Annotated in this window: 17 protein-coding genes; 11 read left to right on the top strand and 6 right to left on the bottom strand. The window is 69.9% G+C overall.

Annotation, left to right across the window (positions count from 1 at the left end):
* Positions 1-24: 24 nt before the first annotated feature.
* Together ACZ6JY_RS31585 and ACZ6JY_RS31580 are read right to left on the bottom strand one after the other, a co-directional pair.
* The gene (locus ACZ6JY_RS31585) at positions 25-1,116 is read right to left on the bottom strand and encodes a hypothetical protein (protein WP_469201330.1); all 1,092 of its coding nucleotides are present in this window, start codon (positions 1,114-1,116) and stop codon (positions 25-27) included.
* Positions 1,117-1,387: 271 nt separating this feature from the next.
* Positions 1,388-4,648: an AfsR/SARP family transcriptional regulator gene (locus ACZ6JY_RS31580; protein ID WP_469201328.1), complete on the bottom strand. Its 3,261-nt coding sequence runs from the start codon at positions 4,646-4,648 to the stop codon at positions 1,388-1,390.
* 164 nt (positions 4,649-4,812) lie between these two features.
* Here ACZ6JY_RS31580 and ACZ6JY_RS31575 point away from each other — a divergent pair, with 164 nt between their 5' ends.
* Positions 4,813-5,574 (top strand): SDR family oxidoreductase, encoded by a 762-nt coding sequence (locus ACZ6JY_RS31575; RefSeq protein WP_469201326.1) that lies wholly within the window; start codon positions 4,813-4,815, stop codon positions 5,572-5,574.
* A 530-nt stretch (positions 5,575-6,104) separates the two neighbouring features.
* Positions 6,105-6,623, top strand: a complete 519-nt coding sequence (locus ACZ6JY_RS31570; RefSeq protein ID WP_469201324.1) for a hypothetical protein — start codon at positions 6,105-6,107, stop codon at positions 6,621-6,623.
* Between the two features lie 154 nt (positions 6,624-6,777).
* On the opposite strand, the gene ACZ6JY_RS31565 is transcribed toward ACZ6JY_RS31570, so the two are convergent.
* On the bottom strand, positions 6,778-7,482 hold the full coding sequence (locus tag ACZ6JY_RS31565; protein ID WP_469201321.1) for a response regulator: 705 nt from the start codon (positions 7,480-7,482) through the stop codon (positions 6,778-6,780).
* Entirely contained in the window at positions 7,479-8,708 is a 1,230-nt protein-coding gene (locus tag ACZ6JY_RS31560; protein WP_469201319.1) for a sensor histidine kinase, read from the bottom strand. The genes ACZ6JY_RS31565 and ACZ6JY_RS31560 overlap by 4 nt, the downstream gene beginning before the upstream one ends.
* A 441-nt stretch (positions 8,709-9,149) precedes the next feature.
* Here ACZ6JY_RS31560 and ACZ6JY_RS31555 point away from each other — a divergent pair, with 441 nt between their 5' ends.
* Genes ACZ6JY_RS31555 through ACZ6JY_RS31545 form a run of 3 tightly spaced genes read left to right on the top strand, consistent with a single transcriptional unit; the run spans position 9,150 to position 12,366 of the window.
* The gene (locus ACZ6JY_RS31555; RefSeq protein ID WP_469201317.1) at positions 9,150-10,082 is read left to right on the top strand and encodes an ABC transporter ATP-binding protein; all 933 of its coding nucleotides are present in this window, start codon (positions 9,150-9,152) and stop codon (positions 10,080-10,082) included.
* Entirely contained in the window at positions 10,079-11,611 is a 1,533-nt protein-coding gene (locus ACZ6JY_RS31550) for an ABC transporter permease subunit (protein WP_469201315.1), read from the top strand. Before ACZ6JY_RS31555 ends, ACZ6JY_RS31550 begins: the two co-directional genes overlap by 4 nt.
* The gene (locus ACZ6JY_RS31545; RefSeq protein ID WP_469201313.1) at positions 11,608-12,366 is read left to right on the top strand and encodes an ABC transporter permease; all 759 of its coding nucleotides are present in this window, start codon (positions 11,608-11,610) and stop codon (positions 12,364-12,366) included. The genes ACZ6JY_RS31550 and ACZ6JY_RS31545 overlap by 4 nt, the downstream gene beginning before the upstream one ends.
* A gap of 99 nt (positions 12,367-12,465) precedes the next feature.
* On the opposite strand, the gene ACZ6JY_RS31540 is transcribed toward ACZ6JY_RS31545, so the two are convergent.
* Positions 12,466-13,149, bottom strand: a complete 684-nt coding sequence (locus ACZ6JY_RS31540; RefSeq protein ID WP_469201311.1) for a GntR family transcriptional regulator — start codon at positions 13,147-13,149, stop codon at positions 12,466-12,468.
* 161 nt (positions 13,150-13,310) lie between these two features.
* On the opposite strand from ACZ6JY_RS31540, the gene ACZ6JY_RS31535 reads away from it, so the two are divergent.
* Both ACZ6JY_RS31535 and ACZ6JY_RS31530 read left to right on the top strand, forming a co-directional pair.
* Positions 13,311-14,660 (top strand): MFS transporter, encoded by a 1,350-nt coding sequence (locus tag ACZ6JY_RS31535; protein WP_469201308.1) that lies wholly within the window; start codon positions 13,311-13,313, stop codon positions 14,658-14,660.
* Positions 14,661-14,849: 189 nt separating this feature from the next.
* Positions 14,850-17,558 (top strand): type 1 periplasmic-binding domain-containing protein, encoded by a 2,709-nt coding sequence (locus ACZ6JY_RS31530; protein ID WP_469201307.1) that lies wholly within the window; start codon positions 14,850-14,852, stop codon positions 17,556-17,558.
* Positions 17,559-17,704: 146 nt separating this feature from the next.
* Here ACZ6JY_RS31530 and ACZ6JY_RS31525 read toward each other — a convergent pair whose 3' ends face one another.
* Positions 17,705-18,616, bottom strand: coding sequence for a LysR family transcriptional regulator (locus ACZ6JY_RS31525; RefSeq protein WP_469201305.1), 912 nt, complete (start codon positions 18,614-18,616; stop codon positions 17,705-17,707).
* Between the two features lie 250 nt (positions 18,617-18,866).
* On the opposite strand from ACZ6JY_RS31525, the gene ACZ6JY_RS31520 reads away from it, so the two are divergent.
* The 4 genes from ACZ6JY_RS31520 to ACZ6JY_RS31505 all read left to right on the top strand — a co-directional run bounded on the left by ACZ6JY_RS31520 (position 18,867) and on the right by ACZ6JY_RS31505 (position 23,133).
* Positions 18,867-19,499 carry an NADPH-dependent F420 reductase gene (locus ACZ6JY_RS31520; RefSeq protein ID WP_469201303.1) on the top strand — a complete coding sequence of 211 codons (633 nt, stop codon included), beginning with the start codon at positions 18,867-18,869 and terminating at the stop codon, positions 19,497-19,499.
* 133 nt (positions 19,500-19,632) lie between these two features.
* Complete coding sequence (locus ACZ6JY_RS31515) at positions 19,633-20,574, top strand: SDR family oxidoreductase (RefSeq protein ID WP_469201301.1); 942 nt, start codon at positions 19,633-19,635, stop codon at positions 20,572-20,574.
* 85 nt (positions 20,575-20,659) lie between these two features.
* Positions 20,660-21,367 carry an NADPH-dependent F420 reductase gene (locus ACZ6JY_RS31510; RefSeq protein ID WP_469201612.1) on the top strand — a complete coding sequence of 236 codons (708 nt, stop codon included), beginning with the start codon at positions 20,660-20,662 and terminating at the stop codon, positions 21,365-21,367.
* Between the two features lie 257 nt (positions 21,368-21,624).
* On the top strand, positions 21,625-23,133 hold the full coding sequence (locus tag ACZ6JY_RS31505) for a multicopper oxidase family protein (protein WP_469201299.1): 1,509 nt from the start codon (positions 21,625-21,627) through the stop codon (positions 23,131-23,133).
* Positions 23,134-23,343 lie beyond the last annotated feature (210 nt).

Here is a 23,343-nt window from a genome sequence, read left to right as displayed (position 1 = left end):
GGCGCTGTCAGCTCCCCGGGCGACTCACGGCGACCACACCCCGTATCGGAGCTCGCTGCCGTTCATGTGCGCGAAGTGCGCGGTCCCCTCGCTGTCGAACACGAGGTCGCTCCACGCTCCGCCCGCCTCGACGTCCTCGGTCTCGTAGGTCGCGATGCCGGTCCGCCGTGCGAACATCAGCCGGCCCGCCGAGCCGAAGACCACGCAGATCGGCGGGTGCGAGCTCATCTCGCAGGCGGAATACACCGCGTCAGCTTGCATGCCCTCGCTCACGACCTCCGTCGCGGGCGACTCCGGGAAATCGCCGAAGATGCAGAGACGGACCGCGCGTTCATTTCGTTCGTAGTACGAGATGAAGCCCTCTCCGGTGAATGCGTTGCTCATGGAGGGGCGCTCGCCGAGGATCTGGCCGCCGTGAACGACCTCCACCTCCCACTCCTCCTCCTGGCCCGGGAACTCCTCTCCGGCGACCCTGGTCGCCACCCGGAGCCGGCGTGCCGTCTGCCCGGCGGGCGACAGATCGTCGAAGTACGCGATGCGCAACGTCCCCTGGAAGTCGAAGGCCGTCGCGGTGAACCAACCCGTCTCCGTGAGATCGGCCCGGTCGACCACGTGGACGTTCTTCTTCCACCGCGGAGGTTTCGACGGTTCAAGGGAGATCTTCGTGGCATGCCAGAGGGCGAGGCCGGACTGGTAGGAGAGGTTCGGAGCGTCCTTGAGGTCCGACCGGACGATCCCGGGATTCAGTCGCAGCGAGGGGAAACGAACGGGGCCGGTAAGGATGCCTCCCGCGGTCGGGACCTCTTCGAAGGCCCACCCGGTGCCGCGCACGCCGTAGATCAGGTGGTCGGTGGCCGCGCTCTGGTACGCGATGTGCGGGTGCAGGCCGGGGCTGGACGAGATCGCCAGACCGATACGGTACGCGTCACGTGCGGCGGCCTCCGACGACAGGACGTCCCTGGTCCACCCGTTCTCCTCCCGCCTTGCCAGCACGACATTGCCGCCGCCGTTCGCGTAGGCGATCCAGGGGGTGTTCGTCTCGTCGACCGCCAGGGAGACCTGACCCCCGGCAGTGCCACTTCCGTCCACGACTTCGGTGGAGAAATCGGGTGCCATGTTCTTTCTCATCTCCCCGTGCAGCCGCCGGGGCCCGATTACGGCCCTACCCGGCAAAGGGGCGTGCGAACTCTTCCGTTCCTGCGAACGGCCACGTACACAATGGTAGGTCGGGGCCAAAGGGGGTGCCACCCGGACGGGTGACGCCCGCTGTGGCGGCGACCTTGCCGGCCGGGCCGACGCTAGGGGGACATGCAGGTCAGCGCCGCGCCCCCTCCTCGCCGCGCGCGGCGCCGGTGTCCGGGGCCGTGACCCGTTGCGGCTTGACGCGTCAGGCTCGCAGCGACTGCGCCTCCTTGAGCGGGTCCGATGCGGCGCCACGTTCGAACGCCTCCGTGAAGTCCGCCTCGTCAAGTACCGCGCGTACCGCGGCGCTCACCCGGTCCACGTCGCCGCGTTCCCCTGTCGGCAGCGGCGCGCCCACCGAGGCGCGGGCGGCGGCCGCCGCCCCGAGCAGCCGTGCGGCCTGCCCGGCGTGCCCCGCCAGTGCCCGCGCTCCCGCGAGTCCCTCCGCCGCCAGCGCGAGGGCACGCGGATCGCCAGTGTCGCGGGCCGCGGCGAGGCCCTCCAGGTGCAGGGACAGAGCGGCGTCGGCGTCCCCGCGCAGCTCGGCGACGAAGCCGAGTTCGGCGAGGATCAGGGCCGTCCCGTACTCCGCGTCGAACTGCCGGTTCCACGCCAGCCAGGTGCGCAGATACGACTCGGCGGCGTCGAGCCGTCCCTGGCGGCGCGCGCCGAGGGCGAGGCCGAGTTCGGCGTACTCCTCGGCGGGCTTGTCGCCCTGTTCGACCGCGAGGCGCCTGCCGCGCTCGTGGAACTCGTCGGCGCGGGCGTACTCCCCGCTCAACAGGGCGATCCGGCCGAGGTCGGACCAGCGCATCGACGCGTCGGTCCACAGCCCCAGGTCCTCGGCGACACGCAGCCCTCGTTCGTGCAGGCGGGCGGCTTCCTGGTAGTCGCCCTCGATCTCCGCGAGCCGCCCGAGCACCGCCATCGCCTGTAGCCTGCCCCAGCCGTCGCCTGCCTCGTGGAACAGCGCGAGGCTCTCCTGGCCGTCACTGAGAGAAGCCGTCAGGTCGCCGCACACGTAGGTCTGCATGCCTCGTGTGCTCAGTGCCGCGGCGATGCCCCAGGGGTCGCCCAGAGCACGAGACTCCGTGAGCACCCGGTCGATCAGTTCCTCGCCCACCGCGAAGTCCCCGAACCGGGTGACCGCGAACCCGAGGAACCAGCCGGCCCTTGTCCGCTCGTGCGGGTCGCCGATGTCCTCGTACAGCCGGAGAACCGCCGCACTGCGGCGCGCGGAGTCGTCCGGGGCGCCGGACAGCAGGCCCGCCCCGGCCCGCCAGGCCGCGGTCACCGCGCGGCCCGGGTCGCCCTGGGCCGTCGGCCCCGCCTCGCCCGGCAGGCCGAGGGCCACGGTCAGTTGGCGGTTGGCCTCGGTGAGACGGCCGCGCAGGAACCAGTACCAGACCATGGCGTGCGTCAGCCCCCGCATCAGGGTGCCGTCGCCGTCCGCGGCGGCCGCGTCGAGCGCGCCGCGGATGTTGGCGCTCTCCGCGTCCAGGCGCCGCAGCCACTGCCGCTGGTCGCCGTCGCGCAGGAAGGAGTCGGCCCGCTCGGCGAAGGCGGCGTAGTAGTGCGCGTGGGCGCGCCGCACCCGCTCGTACTCCGTGGCGCGCAGCCGTTCGAGGCAGTACGCGGACACTGACTCCAGGAGCCGGTAGCGGGGCCCGTCGGCTTCGTGGCCGGCCAGGACGAGGGAGCGGTCCACCAGGCGGGTCAGCAGATCCAGGACCTCGGCGGGCTTGACACCGTCGCCTGCGCAGACAGCCTCGGCGGCGTCCAGGGTGCAGCCCTCGGAGTGGATGGCGAGCCGGCGCAGGACCGACTGTTCGGCCGCGGTGAGCAGCTCCCAGCTCCAGTCGATCATCGCCCGCAGCGTCTGCTGCCGTGCGGGTGCGCCCCGGTGGCCGCCGGTCAGGAGTCTGAACCGGTCGTCCAGGCGCTTGGCGAGCTCGCGCACCCCAAGGACGCGTATGCGGGTGGAGGCCAGTTCCAGTGCGAGGGGGATTCCGTCGAGACGGCGGCAGATCGAGGCCACGGACCGGGCGTTGTCGTCGGTGAGCTCGAAGCCGGGCGAGGCGGCCGCGGCCCGGTCGAGGAACATCCGGACCGCACTGGAGCGCCGCAGCACCTCGGGGTCGGCCGAGTCCTCGGGGTCCTCGGGCAGATCGAGCGGGTGCACCTGCCACAGCTGCTCGCCAGCGATGTCCAGGGGCTCCTGGCTGGTGGCGAGGATACGGACGCCCGGTGCGCCGCGCAGCACCGCCTGTGCGAGCCCCGCGGCCGCCTCGATGACGTGCTCGCAGTTGTCGAGGATGAGGAGCAGACGGCGGCCGCGCAGGGCGTCGGTGAGGCGGTCGAGCAGCGTACGCGGCAGGCCGCTCGGCAGCGGTCCGGAGCCGGTGTCGTCCCGGATTGCGAGCGTCGCGGCCACGATCTCGGCGAGGTCGTCGCCCGCGGCCGCCCCGGATCCGGCGGGGAAGGCCTGTGAGGCAAGTTCCACCAGCCAGGCGCCATCCGCGTACGCCTGGGACAGGCGGGTCGCCACCTCCACCGCGAGGCGGGTCTTGCCGACCCCGCCGGGCCCGGTCAAGGTCACCAGGCGGCCGGAGTTCACCAGGTCGCGTACGGCGTCCACGGAGTCGGAGCGGCCGATCAGGTCGGTGAGGGGGGTGGGCAGGTTGGTGCGTGGCCGCGGTGTGGTCGAGGGGGCGGGCGCGGCCCGCAGGGCGGGGTCCTGCCGCAGGATCTCCTGGTGCAGGGCCGCCAGTTCGGGCGCCGGTTCCAGGCCCAGGTCCTCGTCCAGGCGGCGGCGCAGGTCCTGGTAGCTGTCCAGGGCCTCGCTGGCGCGGCCCGCGCCGTACAGGGCTCGCATATGGGCGCCGCGCAGCCGCTCCCGCAGTGGGTGGCGCCCGGTCAGTTCACCAAGCTCCGGGGCCAGTTGGCTGTGCTCGCCCAACTCAAGGCGGGCTTCGGCCTGTTCCTCCAGGGCGAGCAGCCGCTGTTCCTCGAGCCGGGTGAGGGCTTCGCGGGCGAACTGCTCGTCCTGGAAGCCGGCGAAGGCGGGGCCGCGCCAGAGCCCGAGGGCCTCGGTGAACAGCTCGGCCCGCTCCCGCGGGTCCGAGGCCGTACGCGCCTGGGCGGTGAGTGTGGTGAAGCGTTCCGCGTCCACCGCGTCGTCCGCCACCTCCAGGACGTATCCCAGAGCCCGGTACGTCAGGAGACCGGGGCCGCCGGCCCGGGTGAGCACCTTCCGTAATCGCGACACCAGGGTCTGCAGTGCGCCCGTGGCGTTGTCGGGCGGCGCGTCCCCCCACAGCTCGTCGACCAGCCGGTCGGCGGAGACCACCTGCCCCGGTGCCGTCAGCAGGGCCGCGAGCAGCGAGCGGACCTTGGCATGCGGCACCCCTACCAGTTCACCGTCCGCCGACCAGAAGGCCAGCGGACCCAGTACCCCGAAGCGCATGAGATCAAGGTAGACGCCCCGTGGTCATCGCTGCCCATTGCCGGGTGTGTCAGCGCACCGAAAGCGGACCGACAGCCGACTGCAAGCCCTTGCCCGCACTCTGCGTGCACCGGTGAAAACCGGCGTAACCAACACTTCGCACGCTGTCTCAGCAGGGAGTCATCATGAGCAAGTTCGCAGGCAAGAAGGCCGTCGTCACCGGCGGCACCCACGGTATGGGCCTGGCCATCGTCAAAGCGCTTTTGGACGGCGGGGCCGAGGTGGTCCTCACCGGTCGCAACGAGACGAACATCGAGTCGGCGCGCACGGAGCTGAAGTCGCACTCCGCGCACGTCGTACGCTCCGACGCCGCGAGCATGGCCGACATCCGGGCCCTGGCGGACACGGCCCGGGAGAAGCTCGGGCGGGTCGACTATCTCTTCGTCAATCACGGCATCGCGGAGGTACAGACCCTCGACGAGGTCACCGAGGAGGTCTGGGACCGGGCGTTCGCGGTGAACACCAAGGGCGCCTTCTTCACCGTGCAGAGCCTGTCGCCGCTTCTCAACGAAGGCGGCGCGATCGTCTTCACCACGGTCGCCAACGACCTGATCTTCCCCGGTCTGAGCGCCTACTCCGGTTCGAAGGAGGCGGTGCGTGCGGTCGCCCATGTCCTGGCGGCCGAGTTCCTGCCCCGGCAGATCCGCGTGAACCTCGTGGCTCCCGGCTACATCAAGACTCCCACCATGGGCGTCGCCGGGCTGACCGAGGACGAGCGCCGCGAGTTCGAGAAGCAGGGCAGCCAGACCACCCCGCTCAAGCGCAACGGCACGGTCGAAGAGGTCGCCGCGGCCGCGCTGTTCCTCGCTGCCGACGCCACCTTCAGCACCAACGTCGAGTTCCCGGTCGACGGCGGCTTCGCCCAGGGTCTCAGCGGCGCCCACTGATCCTGCGGCGCTGGTCCCCGCCCGGCCGCCGCCTCGTCAAGGCCGCCGCCTCGGCAAGCGCGTCTCACCGGCAAGCGCGTCACGCCGGCAAGCCCGCCGCCTCGTCTCCGAGCGGGGCGGCGGGCCCCTCGGACAGTCCGGAGGAAAGGTCACCACCATGACTTCGAAGGACGGTTCGGTGCATGGCGGGTGTGCCGTAACGTATCGGCATGTCCACGCCGCCTCAGTCCGGGAAATTCGGCCCCGTCCCGCCCTCCGGGCCGCCACCCCAACCGCCATACGTGAAACCGGAGTTGCCGTACTACGGCCAACCGTATGGGCAGCAGGCATACCCCGCTGGACAGCAGACATACCCCGCGGGCCCTGGGCCCGCCCCATGGGGTGCCGCACCACCCGTGCCTCTGCCCCCTCAGCGGCGAACGGGGAAGGTCCTGGGCATCACCGCTGGTGTCGTAGGGCTCCTCGTGGTCATTGTCGGGACCGGCGTGTTCCTGAATGGCAGTGGAGGGTTCCCCGAGGCGGAATACCGCTTGACGGTGCCGTCCGAACTGGTCGATGGCAGATACAGACTGTCGCAAAACCTTTCGGACACCGCTGGCCGGGCCATTGTCGAGGAGAACCTGAGCAGGGCCAACGTCCGGGACCCGAAGGCGGTGGTCGCCCAGTACACGGGCCAGGGCAAGGAGGAGGGCGCCGTCATGGTCGTATCCGGCATGTCGGGGCGGTTCAAGGACCCCGCCATGGCACGGAAGGAGATGATGGTCGGCGCCACCGAGGGACAGGGCGCCGAGGTCGCGGTGCCCGTCCGGAACATCACACCCCCGGGAGCCGACATCACGGTCAGCTGCCAGGTGCTCACCCAAGCGGAGGGTGCGGGCGGTGTGCGGAGCAACGTACCGATGTGCGCCTGGGGGGATGACAACACGGCGGTGGGCGTGGGCCTGATCACGGACGAGAACGCCATCCAGGAACCGGAATCAGTCGACCTCGACGAACTCGCGCGGACAGCCCTCCAAATCCGCAAGGAGATGCGCGAGCCCATCGGATGACCCAGCGCCGCGCGTCGCCTGAACCGGTCTCGGCAGGGCGCTGGGGGCGTGTCTGGGCGAACGTGCGGGCCGCGAGCCGCTTCGCCAGTCAGCCGGAGGGCCAGGACCGCACATAACGTCACCACGTCAACGTCACCACATCACATCCTCACTGTCAGTCGGGGGTGCGCACAGGCGACGACGCCTGCGGCACGATCAGGCCCGTCTCGTAGGCGAGGATGACGGCATGGGTGCGGTCGCGCAGCTCCAGCTTCGACAGGACCCGGCTCACATGGGTCTTCACGGTCTCCTCGGTGATCACCAGCCGGCCGGCGATCTCCGCGTTGGACAGGCCGCGCGCCAGCAGGCCCAGGACCTCGGTCTCGCGTGTGGTGAGTGAGCCGAAGTCCGCGGTGGGCGCGTCCTGCGCCTGCGGCCGCAGCCGGGTGAACTCCGCGATCAGACGGCGGGTCACGTTCGGGGCGAGGAGCGCCTCGCCGCCTGCCACCACCCGCACGGCCTCGAAGAGGGACTCCGCGTTGACGTCCTTGAGCAGAAAGCCGCTGGCGCCGGCGCGGAGCGCGTCGTAGACGTAGTGGTCGAGGTCGAACGTGGTCAGGATCAGCACGCGGGGGCAGCCCGGTTCGGCGGTGGTCAGCTGCCTGGTGGCGGTGATGCCGTCCATCCCGGGCATCCGCACGTCCATCAGCACCACGTCGGGGGACAGCTCCGAGCACAGCCGGAGCGCCTCCTGCCCGTCGGAGGCGGTGCCGACCACCGTGAAGTCCGGCTGGGTGTCGAGCATCGCCGCGAAGCCGGTGCGTACCACCTGGTAGTCGTCGGCCACGACGATTCGTACGTGTGCTGGCGAACCGGTCACCGCATGCCCCTCATTCCGATGTTCTCCGAGTCTTCCGTGTGCAGAGCGGACCGCTCCAACCGCGGCGACGGCAGGGACGCCTCGATGAGGAAACCGACGCCCGGTGCCTGGCCGGTGGCCAGCCGGCCGCCGACCGCGGCGGCGCGCTCGCGCATCCCGAGCAGGCCGTGGCCCGCGGCGGCGGGCGTCAGGGGTGGCCCTGGTCCGTTGTCGCGGATCCGCAGGACCAGGGCCGCCTCGGTGTACGTCAGCTCGACGTCCACCGCGGCCCCCGGCGCGTGCCGCCGCGCGTTGGTGAGGGCCTCCTGGACGATGCGGTACGCGGCCAGCTCGACGCCGGAGGGAAGGGGCACCGGCGTACCCCTCATGATCAGCCTGATGCCGGCGCCGCCCGCGGTGCGGATGTCGTCCACCAGGTCGGTGAGTTGCCGCAGGCGCGGCTGCGGGTGGCGCACCTCGGGCTCCTCGCTCGGGGTGTCCTCGCGGAGTACACCGAGCAGCCGCCGCATCTCGGTGAGCGCCGCCCGCGCGCCGTCGCCGATCTCCGTCAGCCGCTGCGCCCCGGCCTCCGGCATCCCGGGGGTGGTCAGCCGGGCCGTCTCGGCCTGCACGGCCACCACCGAGATGTGGTGCGCGACCACATCGTGCAACTCGCGGGCGATGCGGGCCCGTTCACCCCGGGCCGTGTGCTCCATCAGCCGGCCGAGGATGGCCTGCCGGGCGGCCCCGTGCTGCTCGGCGTCCAGGCGCGCCCGCCGATCGGCGCCGGCCCAGGCCGCCAGCGGGGTGAGCGAGGCCAGCACGGCGGCCGGGATCTCGACCCAGCGCTCGGTGTGGTTGAGCAGCGTCACCACGAGGAACGTGACGGCGGCGGCCGGGGCGAGCAGCAGGGCGGCGACGTGGCGCGGACCGGTCCGGCCGAGCCCGTGGAAGGCCATGAGGGCGGCGCAGAGCACCGCCACGGTCAGGGAGTGGAAGCCCACCAGCGACAGGACGGTGGCGACGACGACGAGCGCCGCGGCCGGGGCCGGGCCCAGCAGGGCCAGGGGCAACGTGCCGGCCAGCCCGAGCAGCCAGAACATCAGGATGTTCGGGAGGGGCCAGTCGGAGACCGCGGCCCGGACGACGGCTTCCGCGCTCGCCGCTCCTCCCAGCAGCATGCCGCCCGTCATGGGCGAGGGCCGCGGGCCTCTCCCGGTCCGGGGCTCCTTGCTCGTTGCTCCCATGCCCTCATTGTGCATGTCCGGCAGGTGGACGTGGCGGGCCGGCCGACACGCCGCGACGCCCGGCCGCGCCCGGCGGGGAGGTAGCTCTCCCATCGGTGACGCCGCAGCGTCGTCCTCCACTCGTCACCCGGGCCCAACTCCAGCAGCCCGGGCGACCCGGCCGTCACGGCGTCGGCCGATCCGTCCAGCACTACGCCGCGCCGGTGCACCGCACCGAGGAACTCCTCGCCGCTCTCTGGCCGGAGTACCGGAGAACCACCGGAGTACCGGAAAGCCCCCGGAGTCCCGGCCGCCCTGCTCCGGCGGCCGTCCCCCGCATGTGGGAGCGCCGCGTCCCCCTCACGGGGGACTCCGCGTTCCGGGCGTCCCTCGTGCCAGGGGCGGAGAACGTGGCACCGGCGCGCGATGTAACGGGCAGCGGGCGTCCATAGGCTTGGCGGCATGCCAGCCACCATCCAGGTCTCGGGACTTCGTAAGCGCTTCGGTCGCACCATGGCACTGAACGGGATGACCTTCGACGTCCAACCCGGTCAGGTCACCGGCTTCGTCGGTCCGAACGGCGCCGGGAAGTCCACCACGATGCGGTCGATCGTCGGGCTGGACACGCCGGACGAGGGCACCGCGCTGATCAGCGGGAAGCCGTACCGCAGTCTCCGGCATCCGCTGAGCCACGTCGGTTCGCTGCTGGACGCGGCCGCGCTGCACCCCAGCCGGCGCGCCCGCAACCACCTGCTGTGGCTGGCGCATTCGCAGGGCATGTCCACGCGGCGCGTGGAAGAGGTGCTGGAACTGGTCGGCGTGGCGTCGGCGGCCCGGCGCAAAGCCGGTGGGTACTCGCTGGGCATGCGGCAGCGGCTCGGCATCGCCGCGGCGCTGCTGGGCGACCCGGCGACGGTGATGCTGGACGAGCCGTTCAACGGCATGGACCCGGAGGGCATCGTCTGGATCCGCGCCTTCCTGCGGTCGCTGGCCGCACAGGGCCGCGCCGTACTGGTCTCCAGTCATCTGATGAGCGAGCTGGAGGACACCGCGGACTGGCTGGTCGCCGTCGGGCGCGGCAAGGTCGTCGCCGACACCAGTGTGGCCGAGTTGATCGGGGTCGCGTCCGGGACCAGCGTCGCCGTCCGAACCCCCGCCGCTCCGGACGCGATGAACGCGCTCGCCCATGCAGGCGGCACGGTGGCGGCCATCGGCCGCGACACCCTCACCGTCTCCGGGCTCGCCTCCGAACGCGTCGTGGCACTGCTGAACGGGCGCGGTGTGCCGTTCTCGGAGGTGTCGGCGCATCGGGCGACGCTGGAGGAGGCCTATATGGAACTGACGCGCAACGAGGTCGAGTTCCGTGCCGGGACGCCGAAGGAGGTCACCCGATGACCGCCACCACGGCTCCCGTTCGCCCGCCCGGCCGCAAGCCCGGACGGGACGGCTTCCCGCAACTGCTGCACGCGGAGTGGACCAAGTTCCGCACCGTGCGGAGCTGGGTGTGCGGCACGGTGGTGGCCGCGCTGCTGGTGGTGGCGGTCGCCCTCCTCGCCGGGTTCAGCAGCGATCAGAAGGGCGCGGCGCCTGTTCCGACCGGGCCGGGCGGTGAACCGGTCGCCGACACCTCCTACTTCGTGCACCAGCCGCTCACGGGGGACGGCAGCGTCGTCGTCTCCGTCTCCGAGCTGAGGAGCGGCCTCTCCGACGGGCTGACGGGACCGCGGTCCAAGGCGGTGCCGTGGGCGAAGGCCGGGCTGATCATTCGCGAGAGCACCCGTCAGGGTGCGCCCTACGCGTCGGTGATGGTCACCGGCAGCCATGGCGTGCGGATGCAGGACAACTACGTCAACGACAGGGCGGGGATGACCGGGGCGGCCTCCGCCGACGACCCCCGCTGGCTGCGTCTTGACCGCTCGGGGAACACGGTCACGGGCTACGACTCCGCCGACGGCAGCCGGTGGACCAGGCTCGGCTCTGTGAAACTGGCCGGGCTCGGCTCCACCGCGCAGGTCGGGATGTTCGTCGCCTCCCCGCCGACGGTGGGCGAAGGGGGGACCGCCGGCAGTGTGTCGACGGCCGTCTTCCGTGACTTGGACGTCCGTGGAGGCTGGCGGGCCGGTGAGTGGGCCGGTGAGCAACTGGGGGCCCGCTCGCCCACCTTCGCCGGGTACCCGGACAACGCAACGGGCTCGTTCGCCCGGGCCGGCGACCGGTTCACGGTCACCGGCGCCGGCGACATCGCACCCGCGGTCCGCGACACCCTGCCGACCGGCGGCCTGCTCAAGGACATCCTCACCGGCACGTTCGCGGCGCTGATCGCGGTGATCGTCGTCGGGGCGCTGTTCATCACCTCGGAGTACCAGAGCGGCATGGTCCGCATGACGCTGGCGGCCAGCCCGAGGCGCAGCCGGATCCTCGTGGCCAAGGCGATGGTGGTGGGAGCCGTCACCTTCGTCGCCGGAGCGGTGGGCACGGCCGCGGCGATTCCGATCGGCACCCGCCTGTCCAGGGCTCATGGCGTCTTCATCTTCCCGGTGTCGTCCTCGACCCAGCTGCGGGTGGTGTTCGGGACGGCGGCGCTGCTCGCGGTGGCCGCGATCATGGCCATGGCGGTCGGGGCGATCTTCCGCCACAGCGCCGGCGCGGTCACCACCGTCACGGTGGCCGTGGTGCTGCCCTACGTCCTGACGGCCATCCCGTTCATGCCCGCGGGCGCGGCGACCTGGCTGTCGAAGGTGACGCCGGGAGCCGCCTTCGCCGTCCAGCAGACGCTGACGCCGTACCACCAGGTGGCCAGCAACTACACGCCCTACTACGGCTACTACCCGCTGCACCCCTGGGCCGGCCTCGCCGTACTGGCCGGCTACGCGCTGGTGGCCCTGGCCGTGGCTGCCGCGCTGCTGAAGCGCAGAGACGCATGAGGACGGCACTTCACGCGGAATGGACGAAGCTGCGGACCCTGGCGAGCCCGCTGTGGCTGCTGATCGGCACCGTCGTGGTGACGGTGGGCCTGAGCGCGGTGGCGGCCTCGGTGGTCACGTGCACCGACGGCAGCTGCGGCAGCGACCCGACCAGGATCAGCCTCGTGGGCGTCGCTCTCGGCCAGGCGCTGGTCGCCATCCTGGCCGTGCTGGTCATCAGCAACGAGTACGGCACGGGCATGATCCGTACCACCCTGACGGCGGTGCCGCGGCGGACGACCGTCTTCGCCGCCAAGTGCGCGGTCGTCGGCGGTGTGGTCGCCGTCGGTGGAGCCGTGGCCGTGCTCGGAGCGCTGTTCGCCGGGCGGATGGTGCAGGCCGACCCCGGTATCCGGGCGCTGTCGCTGTCCGAAGGGCCGACGCTGCGCGCGGTCGTCGGTTCGGTCATCTATCTGATCCTGATCGCCCTGCTCAGCCTCGGTGTCGCCACCGCGGTCCGCGACTCCGCCGCCAGTATCGGAGTGGTCCTCGGAGTGCTGTACGTCTTCCCGGTCATCGCCGCGACCATCAGCAACGCGCGTCTCCAGCACGTGCTGGAGCAGATCGCGCCGATGAGCGCGGGACTCGCCGTCCAGGCCACCACCCATCTGGACCGGCTGCCCATCGGCCCCTGGGCCGGCCTCGGCGTGACCGCCGGCTGGGCGGCCGCCGCGCTGCTGCTCGGCGGTCTGCTGCTGGGGAGGCGCGACGCGTAGGACGGGACGGGGCGGCGGGCCCGGCCGCCCGGTGCCGCGCTCAGCCGCTGGTCTGCCCCTAGGCGCTCCGCTGGGCCCCTTGGGCTCGCAGCGGGGCTCTTACGCCTGGCCGCTCGTGGCGCGGGTCAGGTTGCTGCTGGAGTGAGCGAGGTAGCCCTCGAGGAGCTGCTCGGCCAGAGCTGTGTCGCCCCTCTCCAGCGTCTTCAGCAGGGCGCGGTTGCGTTCCAGGTAGGGGGAGTGGAGGGCCTGCGGGTCGTTCAACGCGTGGAAGGCGAGCCGGAGTTCGGCCAGTACCGTACGCATGCATTCGTCGATGCGAGGGCTGCCGGCCAGGGCGACGAGTTCGCGGTGGAAGTGGAAGTTCGCCGTGCCGAGCGCGTCCCAGTCGTGTTCCGCGGTGGCCCGCTCACCGTCGGCAACGGCCTCCGCCAAGCCGTCCAGGGCATATGGCGGCTCTCCCAGCGAGCGGACCACGGCACACTCCACCAGCAGCCGTACGCGGTAGATGTCGGCGACATCCGCGGCGCTGGGTCTGCGGACGAAGACGCCTCGATTGAGTTCGTGAACCAGCAGTCGCTCATGGGTCAGCAGGCGGAAGGCTTCTCGCAGGGTGTTGCGGGAGACGTCGAGGGCTGTGCCGATCTCGTCCTCGGACAGTTTCGCGCCCGGCTTGAACTGGCCCTCGCCGATGCGTATGCGCAGGAGATCCGCCACCCGTTCGGAGATGCTTGTGCGCCCCAACAGGTATTTGTCGCCTGCTAGTTGATCCGTCTGGCGGCCCATGAGTGCTCCTTCTTGAGGGAGGCCTCTGGAGTGATCATATGACACCCCTCGGCGAGAAACAATGATGCATCCTCTTGTCGGATTGTTCACCAATCCCCTACGGTGACGAGGCATCAACTCGCGGCCCCGACAAGCCCCTTGAGAGGTGCACGGCCATGAGCATGAGTTCTCCTTCGCCGGACAAGCCCGCCTCCACGGACGCGGCCGTCACGCCGGACCAGGTCACCGCAGCGGAGCAGTGGAGCCCACTGTCGCGGGAAGGGGAACAGACGCCGCACGGCGGCCGTCGGTTCGCCTGGTTCCACGAACTCGGCCCTGACGGGCGGCGAGCCTTCGTCGGCGCGTACGGCGGCTACGGCCTGGACTCGTACGACTTCTACGTACTGCCACTGAGCCTGGCAGCCATCGGCGTCTACTTCGGGCTCGACAACGGCCAGACCGGCCTGCTCGCCACGGTGACTCTGCTGATGTCCGCCGTGGGCGGGGCCCTGGCCGGAGTGCTCGCCGACCGCGTCGGCCGGGTACGCGCGCTGATGTGGACGGTGAGTGTGTACGCCGTCTTCACGGTTGCCTGCGGCTTCGCACCCAACTTCGGCACGCTCTTGGTCTTCCGGGCCCTGCAAGGGGTCGGGTTCGGCGGGGAGTGGGCGGTCGGCGCGGTCCTGGTGGCCGAGTACGCCGCGAGCCGTCACCGCGGACGCACCCTCGGCTGGATCCAGTCGGCCTGGGCCGTCGGCTGGGGCCTGGCGGTTGTCTCCTACACCCTGGTGTACAGCCTCGTCGACGACGACCTCGCATGGCGGGTGCTGTTCTTCACCGGCGCACTGCCCGCGCTGCTCGTGTTCTACGTTCGGCGCAACGTGAAGGACGCGCCCGCCGCGAGCGAGCGGTTGAAGGCCGCCGGGCGCTCGCGATCGTTCGCGGACATCTTCCGGGGACCGCTGCTGCGTACGACCCTGCTGGCGGGCCTGCTCTCCACCGGCGTGCAGGGCGGCTACTACACGCTGGCGACCTGGATTCCCAAGTACCTCCACGACGAGCGGGGTCTCTCGGTCACCGGCGTCGGTGGATTCCTCGTCGTGCAGATCATCGGCGCCTTCTCCGGATACGTGACGGGCGCCCACCTGGCCGACCGGCTGGGACGCCGACTCACCATCCAGACGTTCGCCGTGCTGTCGGCCCTGTGCGTCCTCTGCTACTCCCAGGTCCCCGCGGACTGGGACGAGGCATCCCTGCTGCTCGGCTTCCCGCTCGGGTTCTGCATGTCGGCGATCTTCTCCAGCTTCGGCGCCTTCCTCGCCGAGCTCTACCCCACCGAAGTGCGCGGCACCGGGCAGGGGTTCACGTACAACACCGGCAGGGCCGTCGGAGCGGTATTTCCCACCCTCGTGGGGTTCCTGTCCGACAGCTGGGGCGTTGGCGGCGCGCTCGGCTTCGCCGCCGCCGGCTATGCGCTGGCGTATGTCTCGCTGCTGGGGCTTCCCGAGACCCGCGGTATCGAACTGCGCTGACCCCGGTCGGCCTGACCGAGTCGCGCTGAGCCGCACGGAGCACACCGCGACCGGCAACTCATCGATCATGAGGAGAGCTGGAGGCTTTCCATGAACCGTCGTGCAGCCACGAACCAGCAGCCAGGGGATGGGGAGAGGTTCCCGGCCTTTCCCAGTTCACGTGATTTCCTGCCCGTCTTCAGGAAGGCGGTGGTCCCTCCCCGGGCCGAGTGGAAGGACCTGCGGGACAAGGTGCTGCCGGCGATGCTGCTGGACACGGGGGACGAGGGCTTCTCCGATGAGCTCCTGGACAAGTTCGCCTTCATCCTGGGCCACGAGGAGAAGCTGGTCGCGTACGCCAGGACGCGCGGCCTCCCCGATGCTTCGGCCGACCAGGCACCACAGGTCTCTTTGACCCTGCGTGCGGGCAACGGCCTGAACGGAGCGAATCCTCCCAGGGTCGGGAAGCTGCGGCTGCGGACCTTTCAGCTGATGAAGGAGCTCGTGGAGCGGGCCCAGTCGGAGGAGGCCCGGACGGAGCCGCTCCGGGCGGAGCAGACCCAGGCGGGTCAGCGAGTCCTCGATGAGAAGCCGCTGCGCGACCACGTCTACTCGCTGCGCGCCAAGAGTGGGTTCCTCGGCACGCTGACGAAGCTGAGCTGTGCGGAACAACCCCCGCAGTGGGGCGGCTGGGTGGACAAACTGTGGCCGGTGGTGGGGACGCCGTTGTTCTACGCCTTCCCGCGGTGGTGCTGGGCGAGCTGGTGGAGCGGGCGGCTCATCAGGTCCAGGCGCAGCTGGTTCGTGTCCTGGCGGGGGATTGATTCGTCGGGCCGGTTCTTCGAGCGGATGAGCAACCTGCTGACGCTGCAGGGCGGCGGCCCCGACGGGCAGCTCGAAACCTTCGAGGAGCTGCTGTTCCGCGCCCTGCTGGCAGACCTCGCCCGAGCAGGGCCGGGGTGGTTCGGCGCCTGGGCGCGGCGCCGCAGAGCCCGGCGAGTGGTGCTGTTCGACCTGCCGCGGGAGGGCACCTCCGGTGCGGAGCTCACCCGACGGTTCCTGGAGACGTATCTGAGGGTCCGCACCGAGGCGGGCAGCGCCTCCCTGCTCCTTGTCGGAGCGGGACATGCCGCCGCCTACGCGGAAGAGGGCTGGCCGAAGTGCCGGAACCTGAACGAAGCCGCGTACAGGCTGGTGCCGACGGCCGGTGGCCGGGGCACGGCCGGTGGTGGGGACACGGCCGATGGCCGGGGCGCCGCACTCCCGATGCTGGTGTCGTCGCGGCGGCCGGCCTGCGCCGCCGATGGCGATCTCGAACAGGGGGAACGCCTCCATCCGGCCCCCGTGAAGAAGTTCCGCTGGGGGCCGCAGACGGAGCTGTCCGGCGAACTGGCGATCGGCGGCGTGATACTGGCCGTACTGGCCACGACCGTGCATGGGTGCGCCTCGCCGACGGCCCAGGACTGCCTGGACGGAGAGATCGTGCAGGGGCGGGCCGCCCCTCGCACGGTGCCCGAGGCCACGGACGAGGGCAAGACGCCCCAGGAGCAGTACGACGAGGTCCTCGGCGCGATCAAGGACCTCAACGCCAAGGCAATGACCGCCGAGAAGAAGTTTCACAAGCCGGTGCGCAGGGTGGTCTACCTGGGGGCGGGCGTGGATCCTGACCCGGATCAGGTGGTCATGAACGGCATGATCCCCGAACTGCGCGGCATCCTCCTGGCACAGGAAGAGCTGAACCGTCTGGCGTCGCAGGACGAGGACCGGGTGCGGCTGTATGTCGATGTCCGCGACACCGGCAGGAAGTTCAAGAACGTCGTCCGGCACGCGAAGGACGTCGTCAAGGACACCAAGGCGAACGAGGAACGGCAGGACAGCCGGACGATCATCGGCGTGATCGGGTTCAGGGAGAGCCGGCAGCTGACGAAGGAGGCCGCGCGCATCCTCAGTAACGGGAAGGTGCCGGTGATCGGCACGACGGCCACGGCGGACGCCATGCAAAGGGCCGGCGACTACTACCGGCCGATGTCCCCGGACAACAGCCGCGAGACAGCCGTCGCCGCGCAGTTCGCACGGGACGGGAACATCATCGAGACGCAGCCCGGCCACTGTGCCACCTCCACGCGCGCCCTGGTCATCAAGGACCCCAACGATCTCTACACCCACGAACTGGGCGCGAAGTTCGTCCGCAACTTCGGTGCGGGCACCGAGACCTGGGAGTTTCCCGGCGGGCAAGGCGCGGACATCTCGGCCCGGGACACCGCCCAGCACGTGTGCGACGTCATCAAGAAGGACCGCCGTACGGTCGTCTACTGGGCCTCCCGCGTCGAGAGCTTCACCAAGTTCGTCAACGCCTATGGACCCGACGCCGGCTGCGCGGGGATACCTCTGACGGTGATCGGCAGCAACGAACTCACCAATGCCGCGCTCGGCGGCCTGTACCTGGACAAGGAGTGGCTGCGGCTCTACCACACCGTGCATGTGCTGCCGGACGGGCACGCGGACGAGAACGATCAGGCCAAGGAGTTCATCACGCGCTACATCCGCCGTTACACGGACCGCGATCCCTGGATCAACGACGGACATGTGGCACTGGCACACGACGCGCTCAAGGTGCTGTCCTCGGTGGCGGACAGGCAGTACACGAGCGTGGACGCCGTGGACGCGGAGGGAGTGAAGTCCAAGCTCGACGAGGGTGTTCACTTCGAAGGCGTGAGCGGGGAAATCAGGATACCGGAGCGGCACGGCTCCAACCCGCCTGAGAACAAGGCGCTCGTGATGCTCAACCACACGCGGGACGGGCAGCGGCTGGTCCTGCACTGCGGCGCGTTCGGCCAGAACGCCGCTGGCCCGGTGGCCCGTTGGGGCCCCGATGGGCAGTACGAATGCCCCCGGGACAAGAGTGAACCCACTGACTGAGGCGCCAACCCCGCAGCGCCGCACCCCGAATCGTTGGCCGATGTGGCTCGTCACCCCCTCGCTGCCGAGAACACCGGCCAGAAGCCGGTCAAGGCCCAGGACGCCAGACCGGACCGCCGGGCGAACCGGCAGTGCAAAACCTCTGCTCAACCGTGCTGTGAATCGGCAGCGATTCCGCGCTGCCACATCTCATAGTTCCCACATTCCGCCGTGATCTCGGCCGTCGCCTGAGCCGCGGTGAAGAAGTCATCGACCACTGGCGAGGTGCGCGATGCCGCCATCGCGAGGCACACCTGGTCGGGCGCCAGATCCGGGATGGGTACGTAGCTGATGTCGGGATGCGAGTAGAACACGGTCGCCGAACGGGCCAGGAACGAGACGCCCCGGCCTGCGGCGACATGCTCAAGTGTCTCCTCCACCCCGCGCACCAGATACCCGGCGTTGGGGTGCGGGCGCCTGGTGGGCTGCGTGCTCGGGTCGGCATGCCAGACCAGCGGTTCGCCGGCCAGGTCGGCCTCCGTGACCTCCTCCTTGCCGGCCAACCGGTGGCCGGCGGGCAACACCGCCACCCGCGGCTCGGTGTACAGCGGGGTGACGCGCAGGCCGGCCTCGTCGATGGGCAGCCGCACATACCCGACATCGATGCGGCCGTCGAGCAACATCGGGGCTTGGTCGTCCCCTTCGATCCGCTGCACGTCCACGACCACGTCCGGGTGCCGGGCCTCGAACGCCCGCGCCGCCGGGATGACCGCAATGCCTGCCCGGAAGCCGACCGTCAGCCGCTGTCTGCCGCGCGCGGCCACGGTCACCCGGCGGCGGACCGCGTGCGCGGAGGCGAGCAGCGGACCGGCGTCGGCCAGCAGTTGTCGGCCCGCGTCGGTCAGCGCTACGCCGTGGCGGTCCCTGGTGAACAGCGAGGCGCCGAGATCCTGCTCGAGCGCGCGGATCTGCCGGCTGAGCACCGGCTGCGCGATATGTAGCTCATCGGCGGCGCGGCCGAAGTGCAACTGGTCGGCCACGGCGGCGAAATAACGCAATTTGCGCAGGTCCAGATCCATGGCGTCTCCCAGTCCGGTGATGCCTTCAAGGTATCACCACGGTTAAAAGAAGTCTTGGACACCCACTCAGGCCGATGGCAACCTGAATAAGTACCCATTGAGGCCGAAGCGAATTCGGCACAAGAATTCATCATCGGACCTTGATGGCAGGGTCCAGGCCCAGGTTTAAGACCAGGCCCAGGTTTAAGGCCAAGCCCAGAACAACGGGGTGGGCATGGTGTCCTACCCGGCTTCAGAAAGCAGGCACTCCATGAGCAGCATCAGCATCGTCGGCCTGGGGAACGTGGCCCGCGCCCTGGCCGCCCGGGCGCTCGCAGGCGGCAACGCCGTCGAGCTCATCGGCCGCGACCCGGTCAAGGCCAAGGAGTTGGCCGCCGCGCTCGGCGGGGCCACTGCCGGGGCGGTCGGCGCCGCCCCGGCCGGGGACATCGTCATCCTCGCGGTGCCATACGCCGGCGCGGCAGCGGTGGTGAGCGAGTACGGGGACGCACTGCAGGGCAAGGTCATCATTGACGTCACCAACCCCGTCACCCCCGATCTCAAGGGCTTTGTCACCCCCGACGGCAGTTCCGGCGCGCAGGAAATCGCCAAGGCCGCCCCGGCCGGCGCACATGTCGTCAAGGCGTTCAACACCCTGTTCTCCCATGTTCTGGCAGCCGGCCCAGCGGAGGACCGCCCATTGGACGTGTTCATCGCCGGCGACGACGCGCAGGCAAAGGCACGCGTGTCAGCGTTCGTCGAGAGCCTGGGGCTGCGCCCGATGGACACCGGGGAGCTGCCGATGGCGCGGGCACTGGAGAACGTAGGCCTGCTGGAGCTGGGTCTCATCACCCACTCCGTCAAGCACACCAATTTCTCCCTCGGCATCACGATTCTCGGTTGAGCGCACCTGCACCACCACTTCTCGCGCCACACCATGCCAGTTGAGCTAGGGCACGAAAAGAACAGCTTCTCCACCCACCCTCATTCCACCCACCCTCATTCCACCCTCGTGTCACCGTCATAAGGACAGTCAAATGCGCGTTTTCGTCACTGGTGGGACCGGCCATTCCGGTTCGTACATCATCCCCGAGCTCATCGCCGCAGGACATGAAGTCACCGGCCTGGCCCGGTCGGACACGGCCGCGGCGGCGGTGTCCGCGCTCGGCGCGAAGGTGCGTCGCGGCGACCTGGAGGATCTCGACGGGCTCAAGGAGGCGGCTGCGGACTCCGACGGCGTCATCCACGTCGCGCACAGGCAAGACCTGCTTTTCTCCGGCGGGATCGACGCCGTGGCCGCCGCGGAGCTCCCGATCATGCTCGCGTACGGCGAGGCACTGGCGGGAACCGGAAAGCCGCTGGTCGCGGCGGGGAGCATAGGTTCGCCAGGGAACCTGGGCCGGCCGGTCACCGAGGAGGACCCGGCCCTTCCCGGCGGCGACGAGTACAAGGGCACCCTGCGGGTTCGCAACGTCGTGGAAACCGCCGTAGTCGGCCTCGCTGAGCGGGGAGTGCGGTCCTCGGTCGTACGGATCGCCAACATCGCGCACAGCACGACCGATCGTGCCGGCTTCCTCCCCACGCTGATCGCGCTCGCGAAGGAGAAGGGCTTCGTCGGCTACCCCGGAGACGGTGCGAACCTGTGGAACGCCGTGCACGTCCGCGATGTCGCCTCCTTGTTCCGCTTGGCGCTGGAGAAGGGGCCGGCCGGCAAGTACTGGCACGCGGTCGGGGACGGGGACGGGGCCATCCCGTTCCGCGAGATAGCCGAGGCCATTGGCAGCCGACTGGGCCTGCCAGCCGTAAGCGTTCCCGCGGACGTACTGATGGTGCCGGGATACTTCGGGTTCCTCGCGAACATAGTCACGCAGAACTATCCGGCGTCCAATCTCATCACCCGCAGGACCCTCGGCTGGGAACCCGCTCAGCCCAGCCTGTTCGCCGATTTGGACAACGGCCATTACTTCCCCGCCGGCTGACGGCAGGGACCCGAATCGCATCGCAATGAGTCCGGCGAATGGCAAGGGTTGGGCTCATCTGGAAGGACGCTGAGATATGACGACTGTGGGATTCATCGGGAGCGGATACATCGGCAGTACCATCGCGCGGCTCGCCATCGAGGCTGGGCACGAGGTCGTGCTCAGCAACTCGCGCGGTCCCGAAACACTCGCGGGCACGGTGGCGGAACTGGGTCCGCGGGCGTCCGCGGCGACGAGCGGGGAGGCCGCGGCGGCCGGTGACATCGTCGTGGTCACGGTGCCGGTCAAGGCATTCCCGAACTTGCCTGCGGCGCCACTGACCGGGAAGACGGTCATCGACACGTGCAACTACGGCCCCGAGCGTGACGGGCACATCCCCGAGCTCGACAGCAAGTCGCTCACCTCGAGCGAGCTGCTGCTGCGGTACATCCCGAACGCCATGCTCGTGAAAGCGTTCAACAACATCTCCTTCAAGCACCTGCTGTCACTCGCCCGCCCGGCGGGAGCGGCCGACCGCTCGTACCTGCCGATCGCCGGGGACTCCGCCTCGGCGAAGGCGGCGGTGACCGAATTCATCGAATCCATCGGGTACAGCGTGGTGGACGCGGGACCGCTGGCCGATAGCTGGCGGCAGGCGACGGGCACGCCGGTGTGGGGGACCCCGTACGGGCCGACCTCGAACGAGAAGGGCCGGCCGGTCGGCGAGGACGCCATCCGCGCGGCACTGGCGAGCGCGCTCGGTGCAGAGCATCGAACCGAAGTGGGGCAATCACTCGGCCGCCGCCGAGGCTGACCCAGCGTGGTCACGGCGCGCGACCCAGCGTCACCAGGCCTCCAAAGCTTCGAGCCATGCACACGCGGGAGCTGTCCCCCAGCTGCGGACCGACGTCGATCACCTGGTGCGAGCTGCCAACCAACTGACCGTGGAAAACCGGCAACACTCCGGCAACACTAAGGGTCGGATCCCTGAGAACCCTCGGGGTCTGGGTCGGGGCTGGATCGGGGGCGTTCCCCGATGTCTCGGGCGGGGCTCCTCGCGAAACTTGAAGCATGTCCCCACTCAAGCGCTTCCTCGTTGTGTTTGGCTCGTTCGTCACCGTCGCGGCGCTGGCGATCGGCGGCGGTGTCCTGTGGCTGTGGAACGACGCCAAAATCAGCACGGTCGGCGAGGAGCGGTTCGACAACGAACTGTCGATACCTCCGCTCGCGAAGTCCCGCGTGGACAGGGACGGAACCCGTGTCTTCGACCTGCGGATGCGGGCGGGTGAGAAGGAGTTCGAGGACGGCCGGAAGACATCCACTTGGGGTTTCAACGGCGATTACCTGGGGCCGACGCTGCGCGCGGAGCGCGGCGAGAAGGTCCGCGTGCGGATACGCAACGGCCTGGATGAGGCGTCGACGGTGCACTGGCACGGCATGCACCTGCCCGCGAAGATGGACGGCGGCCCGCACCAGATGGTCAGGCCGGGCGGCAAGTGGAGTCCACACTGGACGGTGGATCAGCCCGCATCGACGCTCTGGTACCACCCGCATCCGCACGGCGCGACGGAGAAGCACGTGCAGCGCGGCCTCGCAGGGATGTTCCTTGTCGACGACAAGCAGTCGACGCGGCTCACGCTGCCCAAGAAGTACGGGGTCGACGATCTGCCGGTGATCGTGCAGGACGTCAGGTTCGACGGCGCGAAGTTCGACCACAGTCACGACATGATGCGCCACGTCGGCTTCCTGGGCGACCGGACCATGGTCAACGGCACGCTCCGCCCGTACCAGGAGGTCGGCGACGAGCTCATCCGGTTGCGGCTGCTCAACGCCTCGACGGCCCGCACATACGACTTCGGCTTCCCGGACGACCGCTCGTTCTCACTGGTCGGCACGGACGGCGGTCTTCTCGAGCAGCCGGCCCGCATACAACGGATACAGCTGTCACCCGGCGAACGGGCCGAGATCGTCGTGCGCATGAAGCCGGGCGAGAAGACCGTCCTGCGCAGCTTCCCGCAGGACAACTACGGCAGTGCGTGGGAGCAGCGGTTCAGTGGGGGCGACGACTCCTTCGACGTCCTCCAGCTGAGGGCCGCAAAGCAGCTGCGCGCTTCTGGCGACATTCCACAGAAGCTGGGCGAGCTGGAGGTGCCCGACGGTAAGAACTCAGCACGCGGGCGGTTCTTCGACCTGAAGGAGTCCGGGATCAATGGGCGCGCGATGAAGATGGACCGAATAGATGAGACCGTCACGCGGGGCACCACCGAGACGTGGACCGTCAGGAACCACAACGGCATGCCGCACAACTTCCACGTGCACGATGTCCAGTTCCGGGTGCTCGAGGTGAACGGCAAGGAGCCACCGCCCGAGCTGCGCGGGGCCAAGGACACGGTGTTCCTGCCGAACGGCACGACGATGAAACTGGCGATGCGATTCGAAGGTCCGGCCGACCCCGATACCCCATACATGTACCACTGCCATCTGCTGTCACACGAAGACGGCGGAATGATGGGGCAGTTCGTCGTCGTGGAGAAGGGACAGCAGCCAGGCACGCCGCCACAAGGGCACGACAACCACTAGGGCGTGTTCTGGGTTGAGATCACCCGGTGGCACGCGTAGGTGGAGCCCGGCGAGGTAGCTGGCGGAGGTCTTGTCGTAGCGGATGGTGAGGCCCCGCCAGTCGCGTCGTGACTGCCGGGGCGTCCGCCGCGTGAGCCCTTGTTCCTGCGGTTCGCAGTCTGGTCCTCCTTCTCCGGGAAGACGGGCCTTGATGTTCCGTTTACGCAGGTG

Source organism: Streptomyces sp. NPDC046335 (genome assembly GCF_055587985.1).
The sequence above is the reverse complement of the archived record's forward strand: the minus strand, read 5'-3'. Positions and strand labels throughout refer to the sequence as shown.